The sequence below is a fragment of the Kocuria salsicia genome (genome assembly GCF_007681555.1).
Lineage (GTDB): Bacteria > Actinomycetota > Actinomycetes > Actinomycetales > Micrococcaceae > Kocuria > Kocuria salsicia.
In genome coordinates this window covers 291,638-311,481 of record NZ_VELE01000001.1, presented here as the reverse complement: position 1 = coordinate 311,481, position 19,844 = coordinate 291,638, and the positions used below count along the sequence as shown (strand labels likewise).

Annotated in this window: 16 protein-coding genes and 4 tRNA genes; 12 read left to right on the top strand and 8 right to left on the bottom strand. The window is 68.5% G+C overall.

Annotated features, from left to right (window positions below):
- Positions 1-98 precede the first annotated feature (98 nt).
- The 6 genes from FS770_RS01335 to bcp all read right to left on the bottom strand — a co-directional run bounded on the left by FS770_RS01335 (position 99) and on the right by bcp (position 6,050).
- Complete coding sequence (locus FS770_RS01335) at positions 99-1,178, bottom strand: YihY/virulence factor BrkB family protein (protein WP_145009387.1); 1,080 nt, start codon at positions 1,176-1,178, stop codon at positions 99-101.
- A 281-nt stretch (positions 1,179-1,459) separates the two neighbouring features.
- Positions 1,460-1,870, bottom strand: coding sequence for a MarR family winged helix-turn-helix transcriptional regulator (locus FS770_RS01330; RefSeq protein WP_232300230.1), 411 nt, complete (start codon positions 1,868-1,870; stop codon positions 1,460-1,462).
- A 236-nt stretch (positions 1,871-2,106) separates the two neighbouring features.
- Complete coding sequence (locus FS770_RS01325; RefSeq protein ID WP_144942502.1) at positions 2,107-3,591, bottom strand: malate:quinone oxidoreductase; 1,485 nt, start codon at positions 3,589-3,591, stop codon at positions 2,107-2,109.
- Positions 3,592-3,692: 101 nt separating this feature from the next.
- The gene (locus tag FS770_RS01320) at positions 3,693-5,300 is read right to left on the bottom strand and encodes an ABC transporter substrate-binding protein (RefSeq protein WP_145009384.1); all 1,608 of its coding nucleotides are present in this window, start codon (positions 5,298-5,300) and stop codon (positions 3,693-3,695) included.
- 50 nt (positions 5,301-5,350) lie between these two features.
- A tRNA-Leu gene (locus FS770_RS01315) sits at positions 5,351-5,435 on the bottom strand.
- Between the two features lie 141 nt (positions 5,436-5,576).
- A complete protein-coding gene (bcp, locus tag FS770_RS01310; RefSeq protein ID WP_144942504.1) occupies positions 5,577-6,050 on the bottom strand; it encodes a thioredoxin-dependent thiol peroxidase in 474 nt (157 codons plus the stop codon).
- Positions 6,051-6,332: 282 nt separating this feature from the next.
- Here bcp and FS770_RS01305 point away from each other — a divergent pair, with 282 nt between their 5' ends.
- Positions 6,333-6,872: a MarR family winged helix-turn-helix transcriptional regulator gene (locus FS770_RS01305; protein WP_144942505.1), complete on the top strand. Its 540-nt coding sequence runs from the start codon at positions 6,333-6,335 to the stop codon at positions 6,870-6,872.
- A 106-nt stretch (positions 6,873-6,978) separates the two neighbouring features.
- On the opposite strand, the gene FS770_RS01300 is transcribed toward FS770_RS01305, so the two are convergent.
- Positions 6,979-7,410, bottom strand: a complete 432-nt coding sequence (locus tag FS770_RS01300) for an MmcQ/YjbR family DNA-binding protein (protein ID WP_144942506.1) — start codon at positions 7,408-7,410, stop codon at positions 6,979-6,981.
- A gap of 123 nt (positions 7,411-7,533) precedes the next feature.
- A tRNA-Lys gene (locus tag FS770_RS01295) sits at positions 7,534-7,609 on the bottom strand.
- A gap of 162 nt (positions 7,610-7,771) precedes the next feature.
- Between FS770_RS01295 and FS770_RS01290 the strand changes: the two genes are divergently transcribed.
- From FS770_RS01290 to FS770_RS01240, 11 genes are all read left to right on the top strand, one after another.
- Positions 7,772-8,752 carry an NAD(P)-dependent oxidoreductase gene (locus tag FS770_RS01290; protein WP_144942507.1) on the top strand — a complete coding sequence of 327 codons (981 nt, stop codon included), beginning with the start codon at positions 7,772-7,774 and terminating at the stop codon, positions 8,750-8,752.
- 343 nt (positions 8,753-9,095) lie between these two features.
- A complete protein-coding gene (locus FS770_RS01285) occupies positions 9,096-10,973 on the top strand; it encodes an acetolactate synthase large subunit (protein ID WP_145009381.1) in 1,878 nt (625 codons plus the stop codon).
- 3 nt (positions 10,974-10,976) lie between these two features.
- Complete coding sequence (ilvN, locus tag FS770_RS01280; protein WP_055083383.1) at positions 10,977-11,486, top strand: acetolactate synthase small subunit; 510 nt, start codon at positions 10,977-10,979, stop codon at positions 11,484-11,486.
- A 110-nt stretch (positions 11,487-11,596) separates the two neighbouring features.
- Entirely contained in the window at positions 11,597-12,622 is a 1,026-nt protein-coding gene (gene ilvC, locus FS770_RS01275; protein ID WP_055083385.1) for a ketol-acid reductoisomerase, read from the top strand.
- Between the two features lie 123 nt (positions 12,623-12,745).
- Positions 12,746-14,299: a methionine--tRNA ligase gene (metG, locus tag FS770_RS01270; protein WP_144942509.1), complete on the top strand. Its 1,554-nt coding sequence runs from the start codon at positions 12,746-12,748 to the stop codon at positions 14,297-14,299.
- 132 nt (positions 14,300-14,431) lie between these two features.
- Positions 14,432-15,520, top strand: coding sequence for a 3-isopropylmalate dehydrogenase (locus FS770_RS01265; protein WP_145009378.1), 1,089 nt, complete (start codon positions 14,432-14,434; stop codon positions 15,518-15,520).
- A 139-nt stretch (positions 15,521-15,659) separates the two neighbouring features.
- Positions 15,660-16,757 (top strand): branched-chain amino acid aminotransferase, encoded by a 1,098-nt coding sequence (locus tag FS770_RS01260; protein WP_144942510.1) that lies wholly within the window; start codon positions 15,660-15,662, stop codon positions 16,755-16,757.
- 84 nt (positions 16,758-16,841) lie between these two features.
- Positions 16,842-17,615, top strand: a complete 774-nt coding sequence (locus tag FS770_RS01255; RefSeq protein WP_145009375.1) for a fumarylacetoacetate hydrolase family protein — start codon at positions 16,842-16,844, stop codon at positions 17,613-17,615.
- A 186-nt stretch (positions 17,616-17,801) separates the two neighbouring features.
- The gene (gene gltX, locus FS770_RS01250) at positions 17,802-19,319 is read left to right on the top strand and encodes a glutamate--tRNA ligase (RefSeq protein ID WP_144942512.1); all 1,518 of its coding nucleotides are present in this window, start codon (positions 17,802-17,804) and stop codon (positions 19,317-19,319) included.
- 151 nt (positions 19,320-19,470) lie between these two features.
- Positions 19,471-19,542, top strand: a tRNA-Gln gene (locus FS770_RS01245).
- A gap of 152 nt (positions 19,543-19,694) precedes the next feature.
- Positions 19,695-19,767 (top strand) — tRNA-Glu (locus FS770_RS01240).
- Positions 19,768-19,844: the final 77 nt, after the last annotated feature.

Here is a 19,844-nt window from a genome sequence, read left to right as displayed (position 1 = left end):
GCGCCCCGGCCGAGGGCAAGACCGGGGAGGCTCGAGGGGCCCGCACGGTGGTCACCGCGTGGGCCCCTCGGTGAGGAACAGGCTGTGCCGGAACCGGCTCAGGAGTCCTGGGAGTAGTCGATGTGCTGGGTGTGCAGCCGGATCTTGCGGCCCTGCGCCTCGAGCTCCTCCTCCTTCTTCTGCAGCTTCTCGGCCTGGGTGATGTCGCGCGGGGGAAGCTGGATGGTTCGCTCCGCGCGAATGCCGCCCTGCAGCTGGCGGACGCGCTCGATCTCCGCGTCCACCTCCGCGCCCAGAAGCAGCACGTTGTTCATGATCCACAGTCCCAGCAGCAGGATGATCACGGAGCCGATCACGCCGTAGGTTGCGTTGTACTTGGCGAAGTTCGCCACGTAGAACGCGAACGCCAGGCCGGCCACAGCCATGGCCACCAGGGCAATCGCGGCACCGGGGCTCAGCCACTTGAACTTGGGTTGCTTCACGTTGGGCGTGGCGTAGTAGAGGATCGCGATGAGCAGCACGAGCAGGAGGATGACCACGGGGATCTTGGCCCAGTTCCAGACAGTCACGGCGGTGCTGCCCAGGCCCACGAGGTCCCCGAGGGTCTGTGCGATGTCGCCCGAGATCACCACCATCATCATCACCAGTGCCACGATCAGGACCATCACGAGGGTCACGAGCAGCATGACCGGCTTCAGCTTCCAGAAGGGGCGCCCCTCCGTGACTTCGTAGATGCGGTTCATGGCCCGCGCAAAGGCCCCGGTGTAGCCGGAGGCGGTCCACAGGGCACCGACGATGCCGACGACCAGTGCCAGCCCTGCCCCCGACTGCGTGGTGAGCTGGGAGATGGGGCCGGAGAGCAGCTCCACCAGTGCCGAGGGGGCGTACTGGTCCAGGAAGTCCAGGATCGCGGTGGTGGTGGCCTCGCCCTGTCCGAAGACGCCCAGCAGGGACACGAGCGCGAGCAGCGCCGGGAAGATCGACAGGACGGCGAAGTACGTCAGGGAAGCCGCGAGGTCGGTGCACCCGTCCTTCGAGAACTCGGCCAGGCCGCGTTTGAAGATGTACCCCCAGGACCGGCCCTGGAGCTGGTGGGGGGACTCGGGCTTCGAGTCGTGGTCAGGGTGCGGAGCGGCGTCCTTCCGGTGGACGGTGGACTCCGGGTTCTGATCGGTCATGGGGGTCCTCTCGGGGAGCGGAAGGCACGGATGCGGAGCGGGATTACTCCCAGAAGTGTACTGACTTCACGGTCCACAGTCCGGCACTTACGGTCACGGCGCTCGCGCGCTCCGGCGACGACGTCGCTCCCCGCCCTGCCGTCCGTCATGGAACCCCCGGGCTCGGGGTTACGGGATCCAAAGCCAGCCGCCGCGGAACCCCGCCGCGCGCCGTCGCGCCCCCGGACGACGACACCGCGCCCGTGAGAACTCACGGGCGCGGTGCGGATGTGAGGCGCGTGTCAGCGCGACAGCGAGAGCGCGTACTGGTGGATCCGCTCGCTGAGCCGCGTGAGGACCCTGATCTCCTGGGCGTCGAGCGCAGTGCTCATCACGTCCGCGACCTTCTGGTCATTGTCCTGCGAGATCTCGTCGTGGAGCCGGTTCCCGGCCTCGGTCAGGGCCACGCGCACTCCGCGCAGGTCCTGGGAGTCCTGACGGCGAGTCACGAGTCCCTTGTTCTCGAGACGTTCGAGCATGCGGGACAGGCTCGACTGCGTCAGCAGCACGTGGCTGTTGAGGTCTCGCAGCCTCAGGCCCCCACGGTCAGCGCTGTGCAGCGTTGTCAGCACCTCGAACTCACGACGGGACAGACCGCGAAGATCGACTTCGCGCTGCAGCTCCCGCGTGACGGAGACATGGCAGCGACTCAAGGCATCCCACGCCTCGATACTCCCCCTTGACGTCATACTTCCCCCTTTAATAACGCCCACCCCCCGATGGGCGTTATCTACATGCTACGAGAGGGTACTGACAGTTCTCTTATGACCTGTGTCCACACTTCTGGCCGAAGCCACGGGGCCTGTCCACGAAAAGGGGGCACCGGGAAAAGAGAACGGGGGCCTCCGCACACTGTGCACGAAAGCCCCCGCGAAAGAGCGCGTGAGATCTACTTGATGCCGAGCACCGAGGCGGTGTGGCCCATGATCTCGTCCGCGAGCCCCGGGTTGTCGTTGAGCTTCACACCGTAGGCGGGGATGAGTTCCTTGATGCGGGGCTCCCACTCGGACATCTTGGCCGGGAAGCACTTGGTCAGGAGGTTCAGCATGATCGGCACCGCGGTCGAGGCGCCGGGGGAGGCGCCGAGCAGGGCCCCAATGGAGCCGTCCGCGCTGGTCACGAGCTCCGTGCCGAACTGCAGCACGCCACCCTTCTGGGGATCGGGCTTTATGACCTGCACGCGCTGGCCCGCCTCGATCAGCTCCCACTGGGACTCCTCCGCGGTGGGGTAGTACTCGTGGAGGGCGTCGATGCGCTGCGAACGGGTCTTGGTCAGCTCGCCCACCAGGTACTTCACGAGGTCCAGGTTGGCCATGCCCGCGCGGGTCATGGGGTACAGGTTGTGCGCGCGCACGCTCTTGGGTAGGTCCAGCAGGGAGCCGTGCTTGAGGAAGTTGGGCTTGAAACCGCCGTACGGGCCGAACATGATGGCGCGCCGGCCGTTGACGTAGCGCGTGTCCAGGTGGGGCACGGACATGGGCGGGGCTCCCACGGAGGCCTGGCCGTAGACCTTGGCGTTGTGCTGGGCGGTCACGGTGGGATCCGTGTTGCGCAGGAACAGCCCGGACACGGGGAAGCCGCCGTAGCCCTTGGCCTCCTTGATCTTGGACTTCTGCAGCAGCGGCAGGGCACCGCCGCCCGCGCCCAGGAACACGAAGCCCGCGCGGATCACGCGGTTGTTGTCGCTGTTGAGGCGGTCCACCACGGACACGAGCCAGGAGCCGTCGCTCTGGCGCTCCAGCGTGGTGACCTGCTGGCCGTACTGGATGCTCACGCCGCGGCCTCCCAGGTGGCGCAGCAGCTGGTTGGTCAGAGAGCCGAAGTCCACGTCCGTGCCCTCGGGAGCGAACGTTGCCGCTACGCGCCCGGCACCGCGGCCGTGCATGGTCAGGGGAGCCCACTGCGCGATCTGCTCGCGGTCCTCGGTGAACTCCATGCGCTCGAAGAGCTTGTGGGGCTTGAAGGCGTCGTAGCGGGCGCGTAGGTAGTTCGCGTGGTCGTCGCCGAAGACCATGGAGATGTGGGGCACGGAGTTGATGAATGTGCTGGGCGCGCCCAGCGTGCCGTTCTCCACGAGCGAGCTCCACAGCTGGCGCGTGATCTGGAACTGCTCGTTGATGTTCAGTGCCTTGGTGGCGCTGACTGTGCCGTCCGAGGCCTGGGGGGCGTAGTTGAGCTCGCACAGGGCGGAGTGGCCGGTGCCCGCGTTGTTCCAGGCGTTGGAGCTTTCGAGGCCGGCCGCGTCCAGGCGCTCCAGCACCGTCAGCTTCCACTCCGGCTGGAGGTCGTTGAGCAGTGTGGCCAGGGTGGCGCTCATGATGCCGGCACCCACAAGGACGACGTCGGCGGTTTCGGTGTGCTGAGGTGAAGTCACGTTTTCTCCCGTGCGTGCGTGATGGGCGCGGCATCGCACCCTGGCGTTCGTCGTCCAGGGTATCGCCCGCCCGGGGCAAGTCCCAACGGGTGGGGCCGAGGTCAGGCGAGCTGGAGCTCGTTGAAGCGCTCGAAACCCGTTGAGGTGAGGGGGAAAGAGGTCACGCGGGAGTTCACGGCCACTGCGGAGACGGGGTGGCACAGGGGGACGGCCGGCACGATGTCGGACACGCGGTTGTTGAGGGCCTTGTACGCGGCGCTGCGAGAATCGCCGTCCGGCATCATCGCGGCACGGTTGACGGCCGTCATGATCCCGTTGTCCGAGTAGCCCATCCGGGAGTCCGGGTTCCCGAGCAGCGGCGCCATGAAGCTGTCCGGGTCCCGGAAGCTGCCGCTCCAGCCGAGCAGGCTGAACGCGTGGCCCTTCTCCGGGTCCGTGACCACGTCCGCGTAGCCGTCCGCCCAGTTCACGGGAACGGGCTTGATCGAAAAGCCGGCCCGCGTGAGCTGTGCCGAGATCTGCGCGTACACGCGCTCGGGCTCCTGAAGGTACATGCGGGAGGTGTGGCGCGGGTAGTAGAAGGGTAGCCGCTGCCCGTTGTACGCGCTGGCCTTGAGGAGGTCCTTGGCGTGCTGCGGGTCGTAGCCGGGGATCTGGAGGTTGTCGCCGTCCACGTTGAACCGGGCCGGGACGAACTGGTTGGCCACGTTCGTGCCGTTGGGGAACAGGGACTTGGCGATCGCACCGCGGTCGATGGCGGCGGCGACGGCGCGGCGCACGTTCACGTCTTGCAGGATCGTGGCGCTCGGGTTCAGGCCGAGGTAGCTCACGGAGTACGGGTCTCGGTAGAGCACCTGCACGCCCTGCCGGGCCAGGGGACCGAAGGCGTCGAGCCCCACGAGATCGTACGCGTCGACGTCGCCGGAGAGCAGCAGCGCGCAGCGCACGTCGGCGTCGGGGACCACGCGCATCTCGAGCGTGCCCACGTCTCCGAGCTGTCCCCAGTAGCGGTCGTGGGCCACCAGGGTCACGGAGCTGTCCGAGGCGGAGTCGAAGCGGAAGGGTCCGGTGCCGACGGGGTGCTCCTCCCCGGAGCCGTCCGCGATGCTGGCCGGGGAGGCGATCCCGAACGCCGGCTGGGTGAGTGCGGAGAGCAGGGCCGTGTAGGGGCGGGTCAGGTGCAGGACCACCGTGTGCTCGTCAGTGGCCTCCACCCCGGAGTACGCGGTGCTGATCTGCGGGTTCGCGTGGCCGTGGCGGAAAGTCGTGGCGAACGCGCAGCGCGGTGCCCAGGACTCGTCCGACTCCGCCTGCGCCTGCCACTTGTCGAAGTTGGCCTTGACAGCCTCGGCATCCAGCGGGGAGCCGTCGTGGAAGACGACGTCGCGGCGCAGCGTGAACGTCACGGAACGGCGGTCGTCCGAGACGGTCCACGACTCGGCGAGACCGGGTGCCGGCTCTCCCGTGGAGCGGTCGGCGGAGACCAGCCCCTCCAGGATCTGGGCAGAGATCCGGGAGGTCTCCTGCGAGTTCCGGCGCGACGGATCCAGACCGGCGGGCGCGGCCGCGTGGGCCAGGGCGAAGTGCCCACTGGGCACGGATGCGCCGGCGGACGGGCGGGCCGTGGCGTTCGAGCAGCCCGACAGTGCCAGCCCGAGACCGGCGGCGGCCAGGAAGCTGCGCCGGCCGAAGCGGTTCTCAGCGGCCATCGGGACCTTTCTGGCGTCGTCGGAAAGTCCTGCGCTCGGCAGGCTGGGCATGGTGCGCAAGACGGGACTCGAACCCGCACGCCGTGAGGCACAGGAACCTAAATCCTGCGTGTCTGCCAGTTTCACCACTCGCGCAGTCGCCGGCCGCGGGGATGCTCCGCGAGCCGGCGAGATCGTGACCCATCCTAACCAGTCGCCGTGGCCGACTGGGGTGGATCCGGGCCGCGGTGGGGCCGTGCCGTGTGGCACCAGCCGGCGACGTCGACGCCGGCTGGCTCAGGCGTCGAGGCCCAGGTCCCGACGGAGCTTGGCCACGTGGCCCTTGGCGCGCACGTTGTACTGCGCGAGCGTCACCGCGCCCTGCTCGTCCACCACCACTGTGGAGCGGATGAGCCCCTCGTAGACCTTGCCGTAGTTCTTCTTCTCGCCCCACGCGCCGTAGGCCTCGGCCACGCGGTGGTCCTGGTCCGAGAGCAGGGGGAAGCCGAGCTCCTGGGCGGTCGTGAAGCGTTCCAGCGCGGCGGGGGCGTCCGGGGAGATCCCGATCACGCGGTAGCCCTCGGCGGAGAAGGAGGCCATGCTGTCGCGGAAGTCGCACGCCTCGGTGGTGCACCCGGGGGTCGCCGCCTTCGGGTAGAAGTACAGGACCACGCGCTCACCGTGCAACTGCTGCGACGAGACGGTCTCGCCGTGCGCGTCCGGCAGGCTGAATTCGGGGGCGGGATCACCGGGGGACAGGTGTGCGGACACGGTGGATTCCTTCCGTCGTGGGAGACACGTGTTCCCCCAGTATGCGCCCTGCACGTTCAGTGCAGTCGTGGAGCATGGACGATCCGGTCTGTCGTCGCAGTGCTCGGAGTGTCCCTGGTCCCCCTCGGTCGAGTCGTTCCCGCGGGCCGCGAGGATCTCCGCGGAGCAGATCTTGACAGGCCGCTCCGACAAGGGCGGATGCTGCGTATATCCGCAGGGAATTGACCGCTCAGCGAACTTACTGTAATGCTCCGGAAATTTTTGTGCGGATATGATCAGCACATGCAAGACAGGAACCAGTGGCCTACGAACCGACTGCTCTCCACGGCAGCGCGACTCGTGGAGCACGCGTGGAACGAGAACCTTGCGTCGCTCGGCGTCACCCACGCGGGTGTCATGGCACTGGACGTCCTGCGCTCCGAGGGCAGCATGACGCAGGCGCAGCTCGCGCACCAGGTGCGGGTGCAGGCACAGACCATGGGCAAGACGCTGCACCGCCTGGAAGTCCACGGTCACATCACCCGGTCGAAGAACGAGCAGGACCGGCGCTCGCACGTGGTGAGCATCTCCCAGGCGGGCGAGCGGGTGCTGGAGGACGCGGCCGGGCTCGAGCGCGGGCTGCTGGGCGCGGGCGACGAGTCTGACGAGCAGTTCCGGCGCCGGCTCGCGGAGATCATCTCCTCACTCGGGGGAGCCCGGTGGCGCAAGGAGGTCCAGGAGGACCCCGACGTCGGCTCAGCAGACACCTCGGCCTCTGTTGAGGGTGTGCACGCGTCGGTGGCGAGTTCCTCGATCACGGGAGCCCCGGGCTCTGCCTTGTAGGTCTTCGGTTCCTCGCTCGTCAGCGCCATGGGCCTCACGCGCCGTCGCTCCCACTGTCCCCGGGCTTGCACGGAGCGGTGCTGCTGAGCCCAACCCGGCGTCCGTGTCAGCTCGGGGTGACCCCGAACGTGGCGGGGTCCACGGGGCGCCTGTGCCGGGGGAGCGCCTCCAGGACGAGCAGGTATGACTCGGTGACGAGTTCCTGCACGAGCTCGCGGTCCAGCTCGGCACTCGAGCGCAGTGTGATCCAGTGCTTCTTGTTCATGTGGTAACCCGGTGTAACAGCCGCGTACTGCTCACGCAGTGCTCGCGCGTCCTGGGGGCTCGCCTTGAGCGTGAGCAGCGGTTCCCCACCGAGCTCCGTGAGCAGCATGAAGACCTTGCCGCACACCTTGAACACGTCCCAGGCTGGACCGAAGGGGTGCTCGAGACCCGTGCCGGGCAGCTCGTCGGCACGCTCGCAGGCCCACTGCTGCACCGTGTCCCCACCTGATGTCTGCACGTGGCGCGCGCCCTCCGGTTGGTGGGCGGGAACCATGCGGGTGCCACCTCTTCGCTGGTCAGGTGCCGGAATCTCTGCGGGATGGGTGCCGTGCTGGACAGGCACAGAGACATGACGAAGGCCGGGTCACCTCGGTGACTCGGCCTTCGTCGTTCGTGCTGGTGCGCCCCCAGGGACTTGAACCCTGAACCCATTGATTAAGAGTCAATTGCTCTGCCAATTGAGCTAGAGGCGCATGGCGCTCGGGAAGATGCTTTCTGCTTTCGCCGTTGCCTTCTTCCTCGCAACGAGAAACAACTTTAGCATCACCGCGGAGGGAGTCAAATCAGGGGTGGGCCGGGGGCGATGCCGTCCTCGCGGCAGGCTGTCGAGAGGGCCGCCTGAGTAGACTCCGAGCATGGATTCCACGCCCCGGGACATCGCCCTGACCGACCTGCATGTGATCTCCCTCCCCGAGCCGCGCCTGTTCGAGGAGATCAGTGCGGCCACCTCGGGCTTTCGCTGCGTGCTGTGGGACCTCGTGGGGGAGCCGGAGGGGTGCTCTCGCGAGGAGGTGGACATCGCCGTGGCCCCCTACTACTCGAACCGCTGGCGCAAGGACACCTCGGTGCTGAGCGACGTGGCCCTGCTGCAGCTACAGTCCACGGGCTACGACGGCGTGCCGGAGCAGATCGGCCCGGACGTCGCCCTCGCGGCAGGCGGGTGGGTCCACGCGGCGGGCACGGCCGAGGTGGCGCTCGGCCTGATGATCGCCGCCCAGCGCGAGTTCGACCGCGCGATCGTGAACCAGCGCGCGGGCCGCTACGAGCGGTACTTCTCGCGCTCCCTCGCGGACTCGCGCGTCACAGTGGTGGGGACGGGGGAGATCGGCCGGGCCGTCATCGCGCGCCTGGAGCCCTTCGAGGTGGAGGTCACCCGGGTGGCCTCGAGCGCCAGGGAGGATGCCTCCGGGCGCGTGCACGGCGTAGCCGAGCTGGAGGAGATCCTGCCGCGCACCGACATCCTGGTCCTCGCGCTCCCCCTCAACGATGCCACCGAGCACCTCGTGGGGGAGTGGATGCTCTCCCTGCTGCCGGACGGCGCACTCGTGGTCAACGTGGGTCGCGGCGCCGTGGTGGACACGGCGGCCCTCACGGCTGAGGTGACGGCCGGGCGCCTGCGGTGCGCGCTCGACGTCGTCGACCCGGAGCCGCTGCCCGGTGACCACGCGCTGATGGCGGCGGAGGGTTCCATCGTGCTGCCCCACATCGGTGGCTCGAACGACTCCTTCCGGCCCCGCATCCGCACGCTGGTGCTCGAACAGCTCGAGGCCCTCCAGCAGGGGCGGAGCCCGCAGTTCCTGGTGCAGCCCGGACGGCTCGACCTGCCGCGGGACTGAGCCCCGGAGGCCCCGGGAGCCCGAGTGCGGCGCCGTGTCTCGCACCCGTCTCATTCTGGTGTCCACATTCTGAGACGGGGTGTCCGCGGATTGACACGGAGGTTTCCCACGTCACACCATGAGGGCATGAATACGGCACTGCGCACCCTCGTTGACCTCGTACCGGTCGTCCTCATTGGACACCGGGCCTGAGGCGTACCGAGCACGCACCCTCCAGGCCCTCAGCCCACGGAACCCGTGGCCAGGGCCTTTTTCATGTACCACGACGTCCCACCCGCTCGTTCCCGCCCCGCACCACCCCGCTCGGCGCCACGCACATCACAGCACGTAAGGACACAGCACTATGAGCAAGGACCAGCCGATCTCACCGGCGGTGATGGCACAGCGACGTGCGCCGTCCGCCGCGGTCGCCCAGGCCGCGGAGACGGACCCGGCACGGCTGACGGGCGCCGCGGCGGAGGTCGTGGGCCCCGAGGAGATGACCGGCTCCCAGGCGATCATCCGCTCCCTCGAGCAGCTGGGCGTGACGGACGTCTTCGGCCTGCCGGGCGGTGCGATCCTGCCGACCTACGACCCCCTGCTGGACACCGAGAAGATCAACCACATCCTGGTGCGCCACGAGCAGGGGGCTGGCCACGCGGCGGAGGGCTACGCGCTGGCCTCGGGTCGTGTGGGCGTGTGCATCGCGACGTCCGGACCCGGTGCCACGAACCTCGTCACCCCGTTGGCCGACGCAAACATGGACTCGATCCCGATGCTCGCGATCACTGGCCAGGTGGCCAGCTCCTCGATCGGCTCGGACGCCTTCCAGGAGGCGGACATCGTGGGCATGACGATGCCCGTGACCAAGCACTCGTACCTGGTCACCAACGCCCAGGACATCCCGCGCGTGCTCGCCGAGGCCTACCACCTGGCCTCGACCGGGCGCCCCGGGCCGGTCCTCGTGGATGTGGCGAAGGACGCGCAGCAGGCCACGATGACCTTCAGCTGGCCCCCGGCCATGGAGCTGCCCGGGTACCGCCCGGTGACCCGCGGTCACTCCAAGCAGATCAAGGAGGCCGCACGCATGATCGCGGCCGCCGAGCGTCCCGTGCTCTACACCGGCGGCGGCGCCATGCGCGCGGATGTCGCGGACGAGCTCAAGGAGCTCGCGGAGCTCACAGGCGCCCCCGTGGTGACCACTCTGACCGCCCGCGGCATCTTCCCGGACTCGCACCCGCAGAACATGGGCATGCCGGGGATGCACGGCACGGTGCCTGCGGTCTTCGCGATGCAGCAGTCGGACCTTCTCGTGACACTGGGCGCGCGCTTCGACGACCGCGTCACCGGGCAGCTGGACACCTTCGCCCCCGGGGCCAAGGTAATCCATGCGGACATCGATCCGGCCGAGATCTCCAAGAACCGGATGGCGGACGTGCCCATCGTGGGGGACCTCAGGCACGTGATCCCGGACCTCACGCAGGCCGTGCGCGAGGTGGTCGAGGAGTCCGGCACGTCCGACCTCGAGGCGTGGTGGTCCGCCCTGAACACGCTCAAGGACACGTACCCGCTGGGCTACACCAGCACCGACGACGGCCACGGCAGCCCACAGCACGTGATCGAGCGGATCTCCGCCCTCACGGGCCCCGAGGCCGTGTACGCGGCGGGTGTGGGCCAGCACCAGATGTGGTCCGCGCAGTTCGTGGACTACGAGCGTCCCCGCCAGTGGCTGAACTCCGCGGGGCTCGGCACCATGGGCTTCGCGGTCCCCGCGGCCATGGGTGCCAAGGTGTCCCAGCCGGACCGGGTGGTGTGGGCAATCGACGGCGACGGCTGCTTCCAGATGACGAACCAGGAACTGGCCACGTGCGTGATCAACGACATCCCGATCAAGGTGGCGGTCATCAACAACTCGTCCCTCGGCATGGTGCGGCAGTGGCAGACCCTGTTCTACGACGGTCGCTACTCCAACACCGAGCTGAACACGGGGCACAACTCCCGCCGGGTCCCGGACTTCGTGAAGCTCGCCGAGGCATACGGCTGCGCGGCGCTGCGCTGCGAGCGGGACGAGGACGTGGACGCCACCATCAAGGAGGCTCTGGAGATCAACGACCGGCCCGTCGTGATCGACTTCGTGGTCTCGGCGGACGCGATGGTGTGGCCGATGGTCCCCGCGGGTGTGTCCAACGACCAGATCCAGATCGCCCGCAACATGACGCCCGAGTGGAACACGGAGGACTGATCGATGAGCCGACACACTCTTTCCGTTCTGGTGGAGGACAAGCCGGGCGTGCTGACCCGCGTGGCAGGGCTCTTCGCCCGGCGCGCGTTCAACATCCACTCGCTGGCCGTGGGCCCCACGGAACTGTCCGGGATCTCGCGCATCACGGTGGTGGTGGACGCGGACGGTGAGCTGCTGGAGCAGGTCACCAAGCAGCTGAACAAGCTGATCAACGTGATCAAGATCGTGGAGCTCACGGCCGAGTCCTCGGTGCAGCGAGAGCACATCATGGTCAAGGTCCGCGCGGACGCGAGCACGCGCCTGCAGGTCACGCAGGCGGCGGACCTGTTCCGCGCGACCATCGTGGACGTCTCCACGGAGTCCGTGGTGATCGAGTCCACGGGTTCGCGCGAGAAGATCCACGCCCTGCTGGACGTCCTGGAGCCCTTTGGAGTCCGGGAGATCGTCCGGGCCGGCACCGTGGCCCTGGGCCGCGGCCCCAAGTCCATGTCGGACAGGGCCCTGCGCCACTGACCGGCGGCCGCGCGAGCGGGCCGCCCACAGACCCGATCCCGGCTCCGCCGCCCGGCGGAGCGCGGATCACGCACAACCCCACCCGCTATCCAAGGAGACAGAGCAAGCTCATGGCCAAGATCTACTACAACGACGACGCCGACCTCTCGATCATCCAGAACCGCTCCGTGGCGGTCATCGGCTACGGCTCGCAGGGCCACGCCCACGCGCTGAACCTGCGCGACTCGGGTGTGGACGTCCGCATCGGCCTGAACGAGGGCTCTACATCCCGCGCCAAGGCCGAGGCCCAGGGCCTGCGCGTGCTGTCCATCGCGGACGCCGCGAAGGAAGCCGACGTCATCATGATCCTGACCCCGGACCAGGTCCAGGCCCAGGTGTTCAACGAGTCCATCAAGGACAACCTCGAAGAGGGCGACGCGATCTTCTTCGCGCACGGCTTCAACATCCGCTTCGGCTACATCGAGGCGCCCGAGGGCGTGGACGTCGCCATGGTTGCCCCCAAGGGCCCGGGCCACACCGTGCGCCGCGAGTTCGAGGCCGGGCGCGGCGTGCCGGACCTCGTGGCCGTGGAGGTCGACGCCTCCGGCCAGGCCCTGCAGCTCGCGCTGTCCTACGCGAAGGGCATCGGCGGCACCCGCGCCGGCGTCATCGAGACGACCTTCACCGAGGAGACCGAGTCGGACCTCTTCGGTGAGCAGGCCGTGCTGTGCGGCGGCATGTCCCACCTGGTCCAGTACGGCTTCGAGGTCCTGACCGAGGCCGGTTACCAGCCCGAGATCGCGTACTTCGAGGTGCTCCACGAACTGAAGCTGATCGTCGACCTGATGGTCGAGGGCGGCATTGCCAAGCAGCGCTGGTCCATCTCGGACACCGCCGAATACGGCGACTACGTCTCCGGCCCCCGCGTGATCGACCCCTCCGTGAAGGAGCGCATGCAGGACGTCCTGAAGGACATCCAGGATGGCGTCTTCGCGGACCGCTTCATGAAGGACCAGGCCTCCGGCGGCAAGGAGTTCGCCGAGCTGCGCGCCAAGGAGGAGAAGCACCCCATCGAGACCACGGGCCGCAAGCTGCGCTCGCTGTTCGCGTGGGAGCAGACGGACGAGGACTACACCGAGGGCACGGCCGCGCGCTGATCCGCGCTGGTTCCGTGGCCCCCGCGAGGGCTGCGGCCTGAGACCCGACGACCTCGCCGCGGCGCCCCTCCCCACGGAGGGCGCCGCGGCGACGTCGTGCCCGGGGGTCGATAGAGTGGTGGGGTGACTGAGCAGACTCCCTTCTACGTGACCACCGCCATCTCCTACCCGAACGGGGCCCCGCACATCGGCCACGCCTACGAGGCGATCGCCGCGGACGCGCTGGCGCGCTTCAAGCGCCTGGACGGCTTCGACACCCGGTTCCAGACCGGCACGGACGAGCACGGCCAGAAGATGCAGCAGACGGCGGAGCAGCTCGGCGCCACGCCTCGGGAGCTCGCGGACACCAACTCGGCGCGCTTCCGGGCCATGGACGACGAGCTGGGGATCAGCTACGACCGCTTCATCCGCACCACGGACGATGACCACCGCGCGGCCTCGCAGGAGCTGTGGAAGCGGATGGAGGCCAACGGGGACATCTACCTGGACAAGTACGCCGGGTGGTACTCCGTGCGGGACGAGGCCTACTACGCCGAGGACGAGACCGAGGTTCGCGCGGACGGCCAGCGCTACTCGATTGGAACCGGCACCGAGCTGACGTGGACGGAGGAGGAGAGCTACTTCTTCCGGCTCTCCCGCTACCAGGACCGCCTGCTGGAGCTGTACCGCACCGGGTTCGTCCAGCCGGAGGCGCGCTCCCATGAGGTTGCGTCCTTCGTGGGTGGGGGGCTGCAGGACCTCTCGATCTCGCGCACCACGTTCGACTGGGGGATTCCTGTGCCGGGCAACCCGGACCACGTCATGTACGTGTGGGTGGACGCCCTGACCAACTACCTCACCGGGCTCGGCTACCCGGACACCGAGGACCCGCTGTTCCGCCAGTTCTGGCCCGCGCACGTGCACCTCATCGGCAAGGACATTGCGCGCTTCCACGCCGTGTACTGGCCGGCGTTCCTGATGTCCGCCGGCCTGGAGCTGCCGCGCAAGGTCTTCGCCCACGGGTTCCTGTTCAACCAGGGCGAGAAGATGTCAAAGTCCGTGGGCAATGTGATCGACCCGCACGCCATGGTCTCCGAGTACGGCCTGGACCAGCTGCGCTTCTTCCTGCTGCGCGAGGTGCCGTTCGGCCAGGACGGCAACTACTCGCACGACGCGATCGCCGGGCGCATCAACTCGGACCTCGCCAACGACCTCGGCAACCTGGCCCAGCGCAGCCTGTCCATGGTCGCCAAGAACCTCGAGGGCACAGTTCCGGAGCCGGGCGAGTTCACGCAGGAGGACCGGGAGATGCTCGCTCAGGCCGACGCCGTGGTGGCGGACTACCGGGCCGCGTTCGACTCCCTGGCGTTCCACCGCGGGCTGGAGTCCGTGTGGCGGGTCATCGCGTCCGCCAACCGGTACTTCACCGCTCAGCAGCCCTGGGTGCTGCGCAAGACCGACCCCGAGCGCATGGCCACCGTGCTGTACGTGACGGCCGAGGTGCTGCGGATCGTGGCCCTGCTGGTGCAGCCGATCATGCCGGGCTCGATGTCCCGCCTGCTGGAGCAGCTCGGCCAGCCCGAGGGAGAGGCACGTGGCTTCGAGGCCCTGGGCACACGCATCGCGCCGGGCACCGTGCTTCCCAAGCCCTCCGGGGTCTTCCCCCGGTACGAGGAGCCGGAGGCGCTGCAGGGCTGAGCTTGGCTCAACCGTGGAGTGGCGGTGGGCACCAGGGACAGGTCACGGGTGCCCATCGCCGTTTCGTCTCATTATCTGATACAGCGGTTCAGCATGTGGATGGAGGGCGCACGGCGTGCCTAGGCTGAGCGCATGAGCGAAACGACAGCCCCCGCACCCGCCCGCAGCCACTCGATCGCCGTTCTGCCCGGTGACGGCATCGGGCCGGAGGTTGTTGCGGAGGCCGTCAAGGTGCTCGACGCCGTGACCAGTCCGGCCGGGGTCACGCTCGAGAAGACCACCTACCCGCTCGGAGCTGAGCACTGGCTCGAGACCGGGGAGGTCCTCAACGAGGACACGATGGAGCGGCTGCGCGGCCACGACGCCATCCTCTTCGGTGCCGTGGGTGCCGCACCCAACGACAAGCGGGTGCCCTCGGGGATCCTCGAGCGGGACCTGCTGCTCAAGCTGCGGTTCGGCTTCGACCACTTCGTCAACCTGCGCCCCGCCACGCTCTACCCCGGGACCACGAGTCCACTGGCCAATCCGGGAGAGATCGACTTCGTGGTCGTGCGCGAGGGCACGGAGGGGCTCTACGCCGGCAACGGCGGCACCCTGCGTACGGGCACCGAGCACGAGATCGCCACCGAGGTCTCCGTCAACACCGCCCACGGTGTACGCCGGCTGGTGCGCTACGCGTTCGAGCTCGCCGCGAGCCGCGAGCGCAGGAAGCTGACCCTGGTGCACAAGCACAACGTGCTGGTCAACGCCGGTCGCCTGTACCAGCGCACCGTGGACGAGTTCGCGGAGCAGTTCCCCGAGGTCGCGGTGGACTACATGCACATCGACGCCGCCACGATCTTCATGACCACGGACCCCGCGCGCTTCGACGTGATCGTCACGGACAACCTCTTCGGGGACATCCTCACGGACCAGGCAGGGGCAGTGACGGGTGGCATCGGGCTCGCGCCGAGTGGCAACATCAACGCCGAGCGCACCGCGCCGTCCATGTTCGAGCCCGTGCACGGTTCCGCGCCGGACATTGCGGGGACCGGCACCGCCCAGCCCACCGCCGCGATCCTGGCCGGCGCGATGATGCTCGAGCACCTGGGCCACGCGGACCTGGCCGAGCGGGTCGAGCGGGCGGTGCGCCGGGACCTGGAGCTGCGCGGCACGAGCGCGCGCAGCACGTCCCAGGTGGGGGATGACGTCGTCGCCCTCCTCGGCGAGCCCGCCGTCTAGATCCGCCCCCGCCGAGACCGGCTGCGGCCCAGATCCTGGGCGGGGCGCGCCCGACCCGGCATACTGCACGAAGAAGACTGCGTTCCTGCCCTCTCCGCCGGACGGGTGACGTGGACACGTTGGCAAGAGGAGAACACCCGTGAGCACAGAATTCGTCAAGCAGCTCAACACCCACCCGGCCACCGACGAGGTGCGCGAGGCCGTCCTGGAGAACCCGGGATTCGGGCAGCACTTCACCGACCACATGGTGTGCATCGACTGGCAGGGGGACGTGCAGGAGAACGTGGGGCGGTGGGACAACGCCCGGTTGCAGCCCTACGGCCCGCTGAGCCTGGACCCGTCCACGGCGGTGCTGCACTACGGCCAGGAGATTTTCGAGGGACTGAAGGCCTACCGGCATGCGGACGGCTCGGTGTGGACGTTCCGCCCCGAGGCCAACGCCGCGCGCCTGAACCGTTCCGCCCAGCGACTTGCCCTGCCCACGCTGCCCGAGGAGGTCTTCGTGGACTCCATCAGAGAGCTCGTGGTCCAGGACCAGCAGTGGGTTCCGTCCGGGGAGGGGGAGTCCCTGTACCTGCGCCCGTTCATGATCGGCACCGAGCCGTTCCTGGGGGTGCGCCCCTCCCGGCAGGCGCTGTTCTCCGTGATCGCCTCACCGGCCGGGAACTACTTCGGTTCCGTGGAGCCCGTGGACATCTGGCTCTCGCGCACCTACGCCCGCGCCGGCAGGGGTGGAACGGGGGCCGCGAAGTGCGGCGGCAACTACGCGGCGTCGCTGGTCGCCCAGATGGAGGGGGACGCCCACGGCTGCAGCCAGGTGGTCTTCCTGGACCCCGAGCGCGACGACGCGATTGAGGAGCTCGGCGGGATGAACGTGTTCTTCGTCTTCGACGACAACCGTCTGGTCACCCCGGAGCTGACCGGAACCATCCTCGAAGGCATCACCCGCGACTCTGTCATCCAGCTGGCACGGGAGCGCGGCATGACGGTGGAGGAGCGCGCCTTCACCCTGGACGAGTGGCGCGAGGGAGTGCGCTCGGGTCACCTCACGGAGGTCTTCGCGTGCGGCACTGCGGCCGTGATCGCCCCCGTGCGCCAGCTCGTGGGCCACGACGAGACCATCGGCCCGGACGACGCACAGCCCGGTGAGGTGACCATGTCCATTCGACAGCAGCTGCTCGACATCCAGACGGGGAAAGCCGAGGACACCCACGGCTGGCTGACCCGCCTGGTCTGAGCACCTGCCCCGCACCGCCTCGCGGTACCGCACAGCCGCCCCGTTCCGTGCCCCGGGACCGGGGCGGCTGTGTAGCCTGTGAGCATGCGTATCGCCCGTTTCACACACGAGAACGAAATCCACTACGGCACGGTCCACGGCGAGCCAGGGGACGAGACCCTGCAGTACCTCACCGGGGACCCGCTCTACGTGGGCGTCCAGGAGCTGGACCGCACGGTGGACGTCTCGGAGGCACGCCTGCTCGCGCCGGTGATCCCGCGCTCCAAGATCGTGTGCGTGGGGCGCAACTACGCGGACCACGCCCGGGAGATGGGCAATGACGTTCCCACCAGGCCGCTGCTTTTCTTCAAGCCGAACACCGCGGTCTCCGGCCCCGGTGACCCCGTCACGCTGCCGTCCTGGACCGAGGAGGTCTCCTACGAGGCGGAGCTCGCCGTGGTGATCGGTCGCATGTGCAAGGACGTCCCGGTGGAGCGGGTTCCGGAGGTGGTGTTCGGCTACACGGCCGCCAACGACCTCACCGCGCGTGACGCCCAGCGCACGGATGGTCAGTGGGCCCGGGCCAAGGGCTTCGACGGCGCGTGCCCACTCGGCCCGTGGATCGAGACGGAGCTGGACACCTCCGCGCTGTCGGTGCGCTCCAGCGTCAACGGCGAGCTCAAGCAGGACGGCAACACCGAGGACATGATCTTCGATGTCCCCACCCTGGTCTCCTACGTCTCCGAGGCCTTCACCCTGCTGCCCGGGGACGTGATCCTCACGGGCACCCCCGCCGGCGTGGGGACGGTGGACGACGGCGACCGGTTGAGCGTGGACGTCGAGGGGATCGGCGAGCTCACCACCGTGCTGCGCCGGTAGCACCCGGGTTCCCCACCACGGACGTGTCGACGCCGCCGCCGCGGTGCCGCGTGGTCGTCGCGGCTTCTCCGGACAGGGCCTGTGGACGGAACCCGGACACCGCACCCTGGCGCCGCCCCCGGCCGCAACAGCCCGGCCGCGCGGCCCGGGAGGTGGCGGGGCGCGGCGTCGTAGAATGGGCCCATCATGACTGACGACGCAGCGACCTTGCACCCCAACGTTCCCGAAGGCACCCCCGTGCGCGTGCGCTTCTGCCCATCACCCACGGGCACCCCGCACGTGGGCCTGATCCGCACCGCCCTGTTCAACTGGGCGTGGGCGCGCCACACCGGCGGCACCCTGGTGTTCCGGATCGAGGACACGGACGCCGCCCGCGACTCCGAGGAGAGCTTCCAGCAGATCCTCGAAGCGCTCGGCTGGCTGGGCATCACGTGGGACGAGGGCGTGAACGTGGGCGGTCCCCACGAGCCCTACCGGCAGTCCCAGCGCGGCGAGATCTACCAGGACGTGCTCGCGCGCCTGGTGGATGCGGGCTACGTCTACGAGGACTTCTCGACCCCCGCAGAGGTCGAGCAGCGCCACCGCGACAGGGGCGAGGACCCGAAGCGCGGCTACGACAACTACGACCGCGACCTCACCGAGGAGCAGAAGGCCGCATACCGCGCCGAGGGCCGTCAGCCGGTGCTGCGGCTGCGCATGCCGGACGAGGACATCTCCTTCACGGACCTCGTGCGCGGGGAGATCACGTTCAAGGCCGGCTCCGTCCCGGACTTCGTGGTGGCCCGCGCCAACGGCAAGCCGCTCTACACACTCGTGAACCCGGTGGACGACGCCCTGATGGGTATCACCCAGGTGCTGCGCGGCGAGGACCTGCTCTCCTCCACCCCGCGCCAGATCGCCCTCTACCGGGCGCTGATGGGCATCGGCGTTGCCGAGTTCATTCCCGAGTTCGGCCATCTGCCCTACGTCATGGGCGAGGGCAACAAGAAGCTGTCCAAGCGGGATCCGGAGTCCAATCTTTTCCTGCACCGGGACAACGGGTTCATCCCCGAGGGCCTGCTGAACTACCTGGCCCTGCTCGGCTGGTCCCTGTCCGCGGACGAGGATATCTTCACGGTCGAGCAGCTCGTGGCCAACTTCGACATCCACGACGTCCTGGCCAACCCCGCGCGCTTCGATGTCAAGAAGGCCACGGCGATCAACGGCACGCATGTGCGCATGCTGGACCCGCAGGACTTCCGGGACCGCCTGATCCCGTACCTGCGCGCGGCAGACCTGGTGGGGGAAACCCTCACCGCGCGGCAGAACGAGATCCTCGACCTCGCCGCACCGCTCGTCCAGGAGCGCATGAACCTGCTCGGGGAGACAGAGGGCCTGCTCGGGTTCCTGTTCCGCGCGGACGACGAGATCGTCGTGGCCGAGGACGCCGCCAAGCAGCTCAAGGACAGCGCACCCCAGGTCCTCGACGCCGCCGTCGCCGCGCTCGAGCCGCTCACGGAGTTCACCGCCGCGAGCATCGAGGAAGCCCTGCGCGAGGCCATCGTGGACGGCCTCGGCATCAAGCCGCGCCTGGCATTCGGCCCCGTGCGCACCGCGGTGTCAGGCCGCCGCATCTCGCCGCCGCTGTTCGAGTCCCTCGAGATCCTCGGCAAGGACTCCTCGCTGGCGCGGATCAGGGCCCTGCGGAACACGCTCGAGTCCTGAACCCGCCGCCGTCCTCCCACGACGGTGCGCGGCCGGGGGCCTCCTCCCGTGCGGAGGGGACCCCCGGGGCCCAGTTTGGCAGTCGCTCGGCACATGGGTATAGTTGTTGCTCGTTGCGCGGCACGGAGCAGTCGAGTCGGGTGACAGCCATTGGGATATGGTGTAATTGGCAACACAGCGGTTTCTGGTACCGCCGTTCTAGGTTCGAGTCCTGGTATCCCAGCGATTCTTCCTCGTGAATGGAGACGTTCGCGAGTGTGAGAACACCGTTCTGTTCAGCCTGACACGGCGAATTGGAACAACACACCGTTGATGTTACTGTTTGGTGCGTCAACCGGGCCGCAGGAAAGTTCACGCGGCCCACGAAAAGTACATGGCCCCATCGTATAGCGGCCTAGTACGCCGCCCTCTCACGGCGGTAACGCGGGTTCGAATCCCGCTGGGGTCACGCGACACAAAACCCCGGTTTCCACGGAAGCCGGGGTTTTGTCATGTCCGGATTCCGCGGCGTTGTCGGCACTGCGC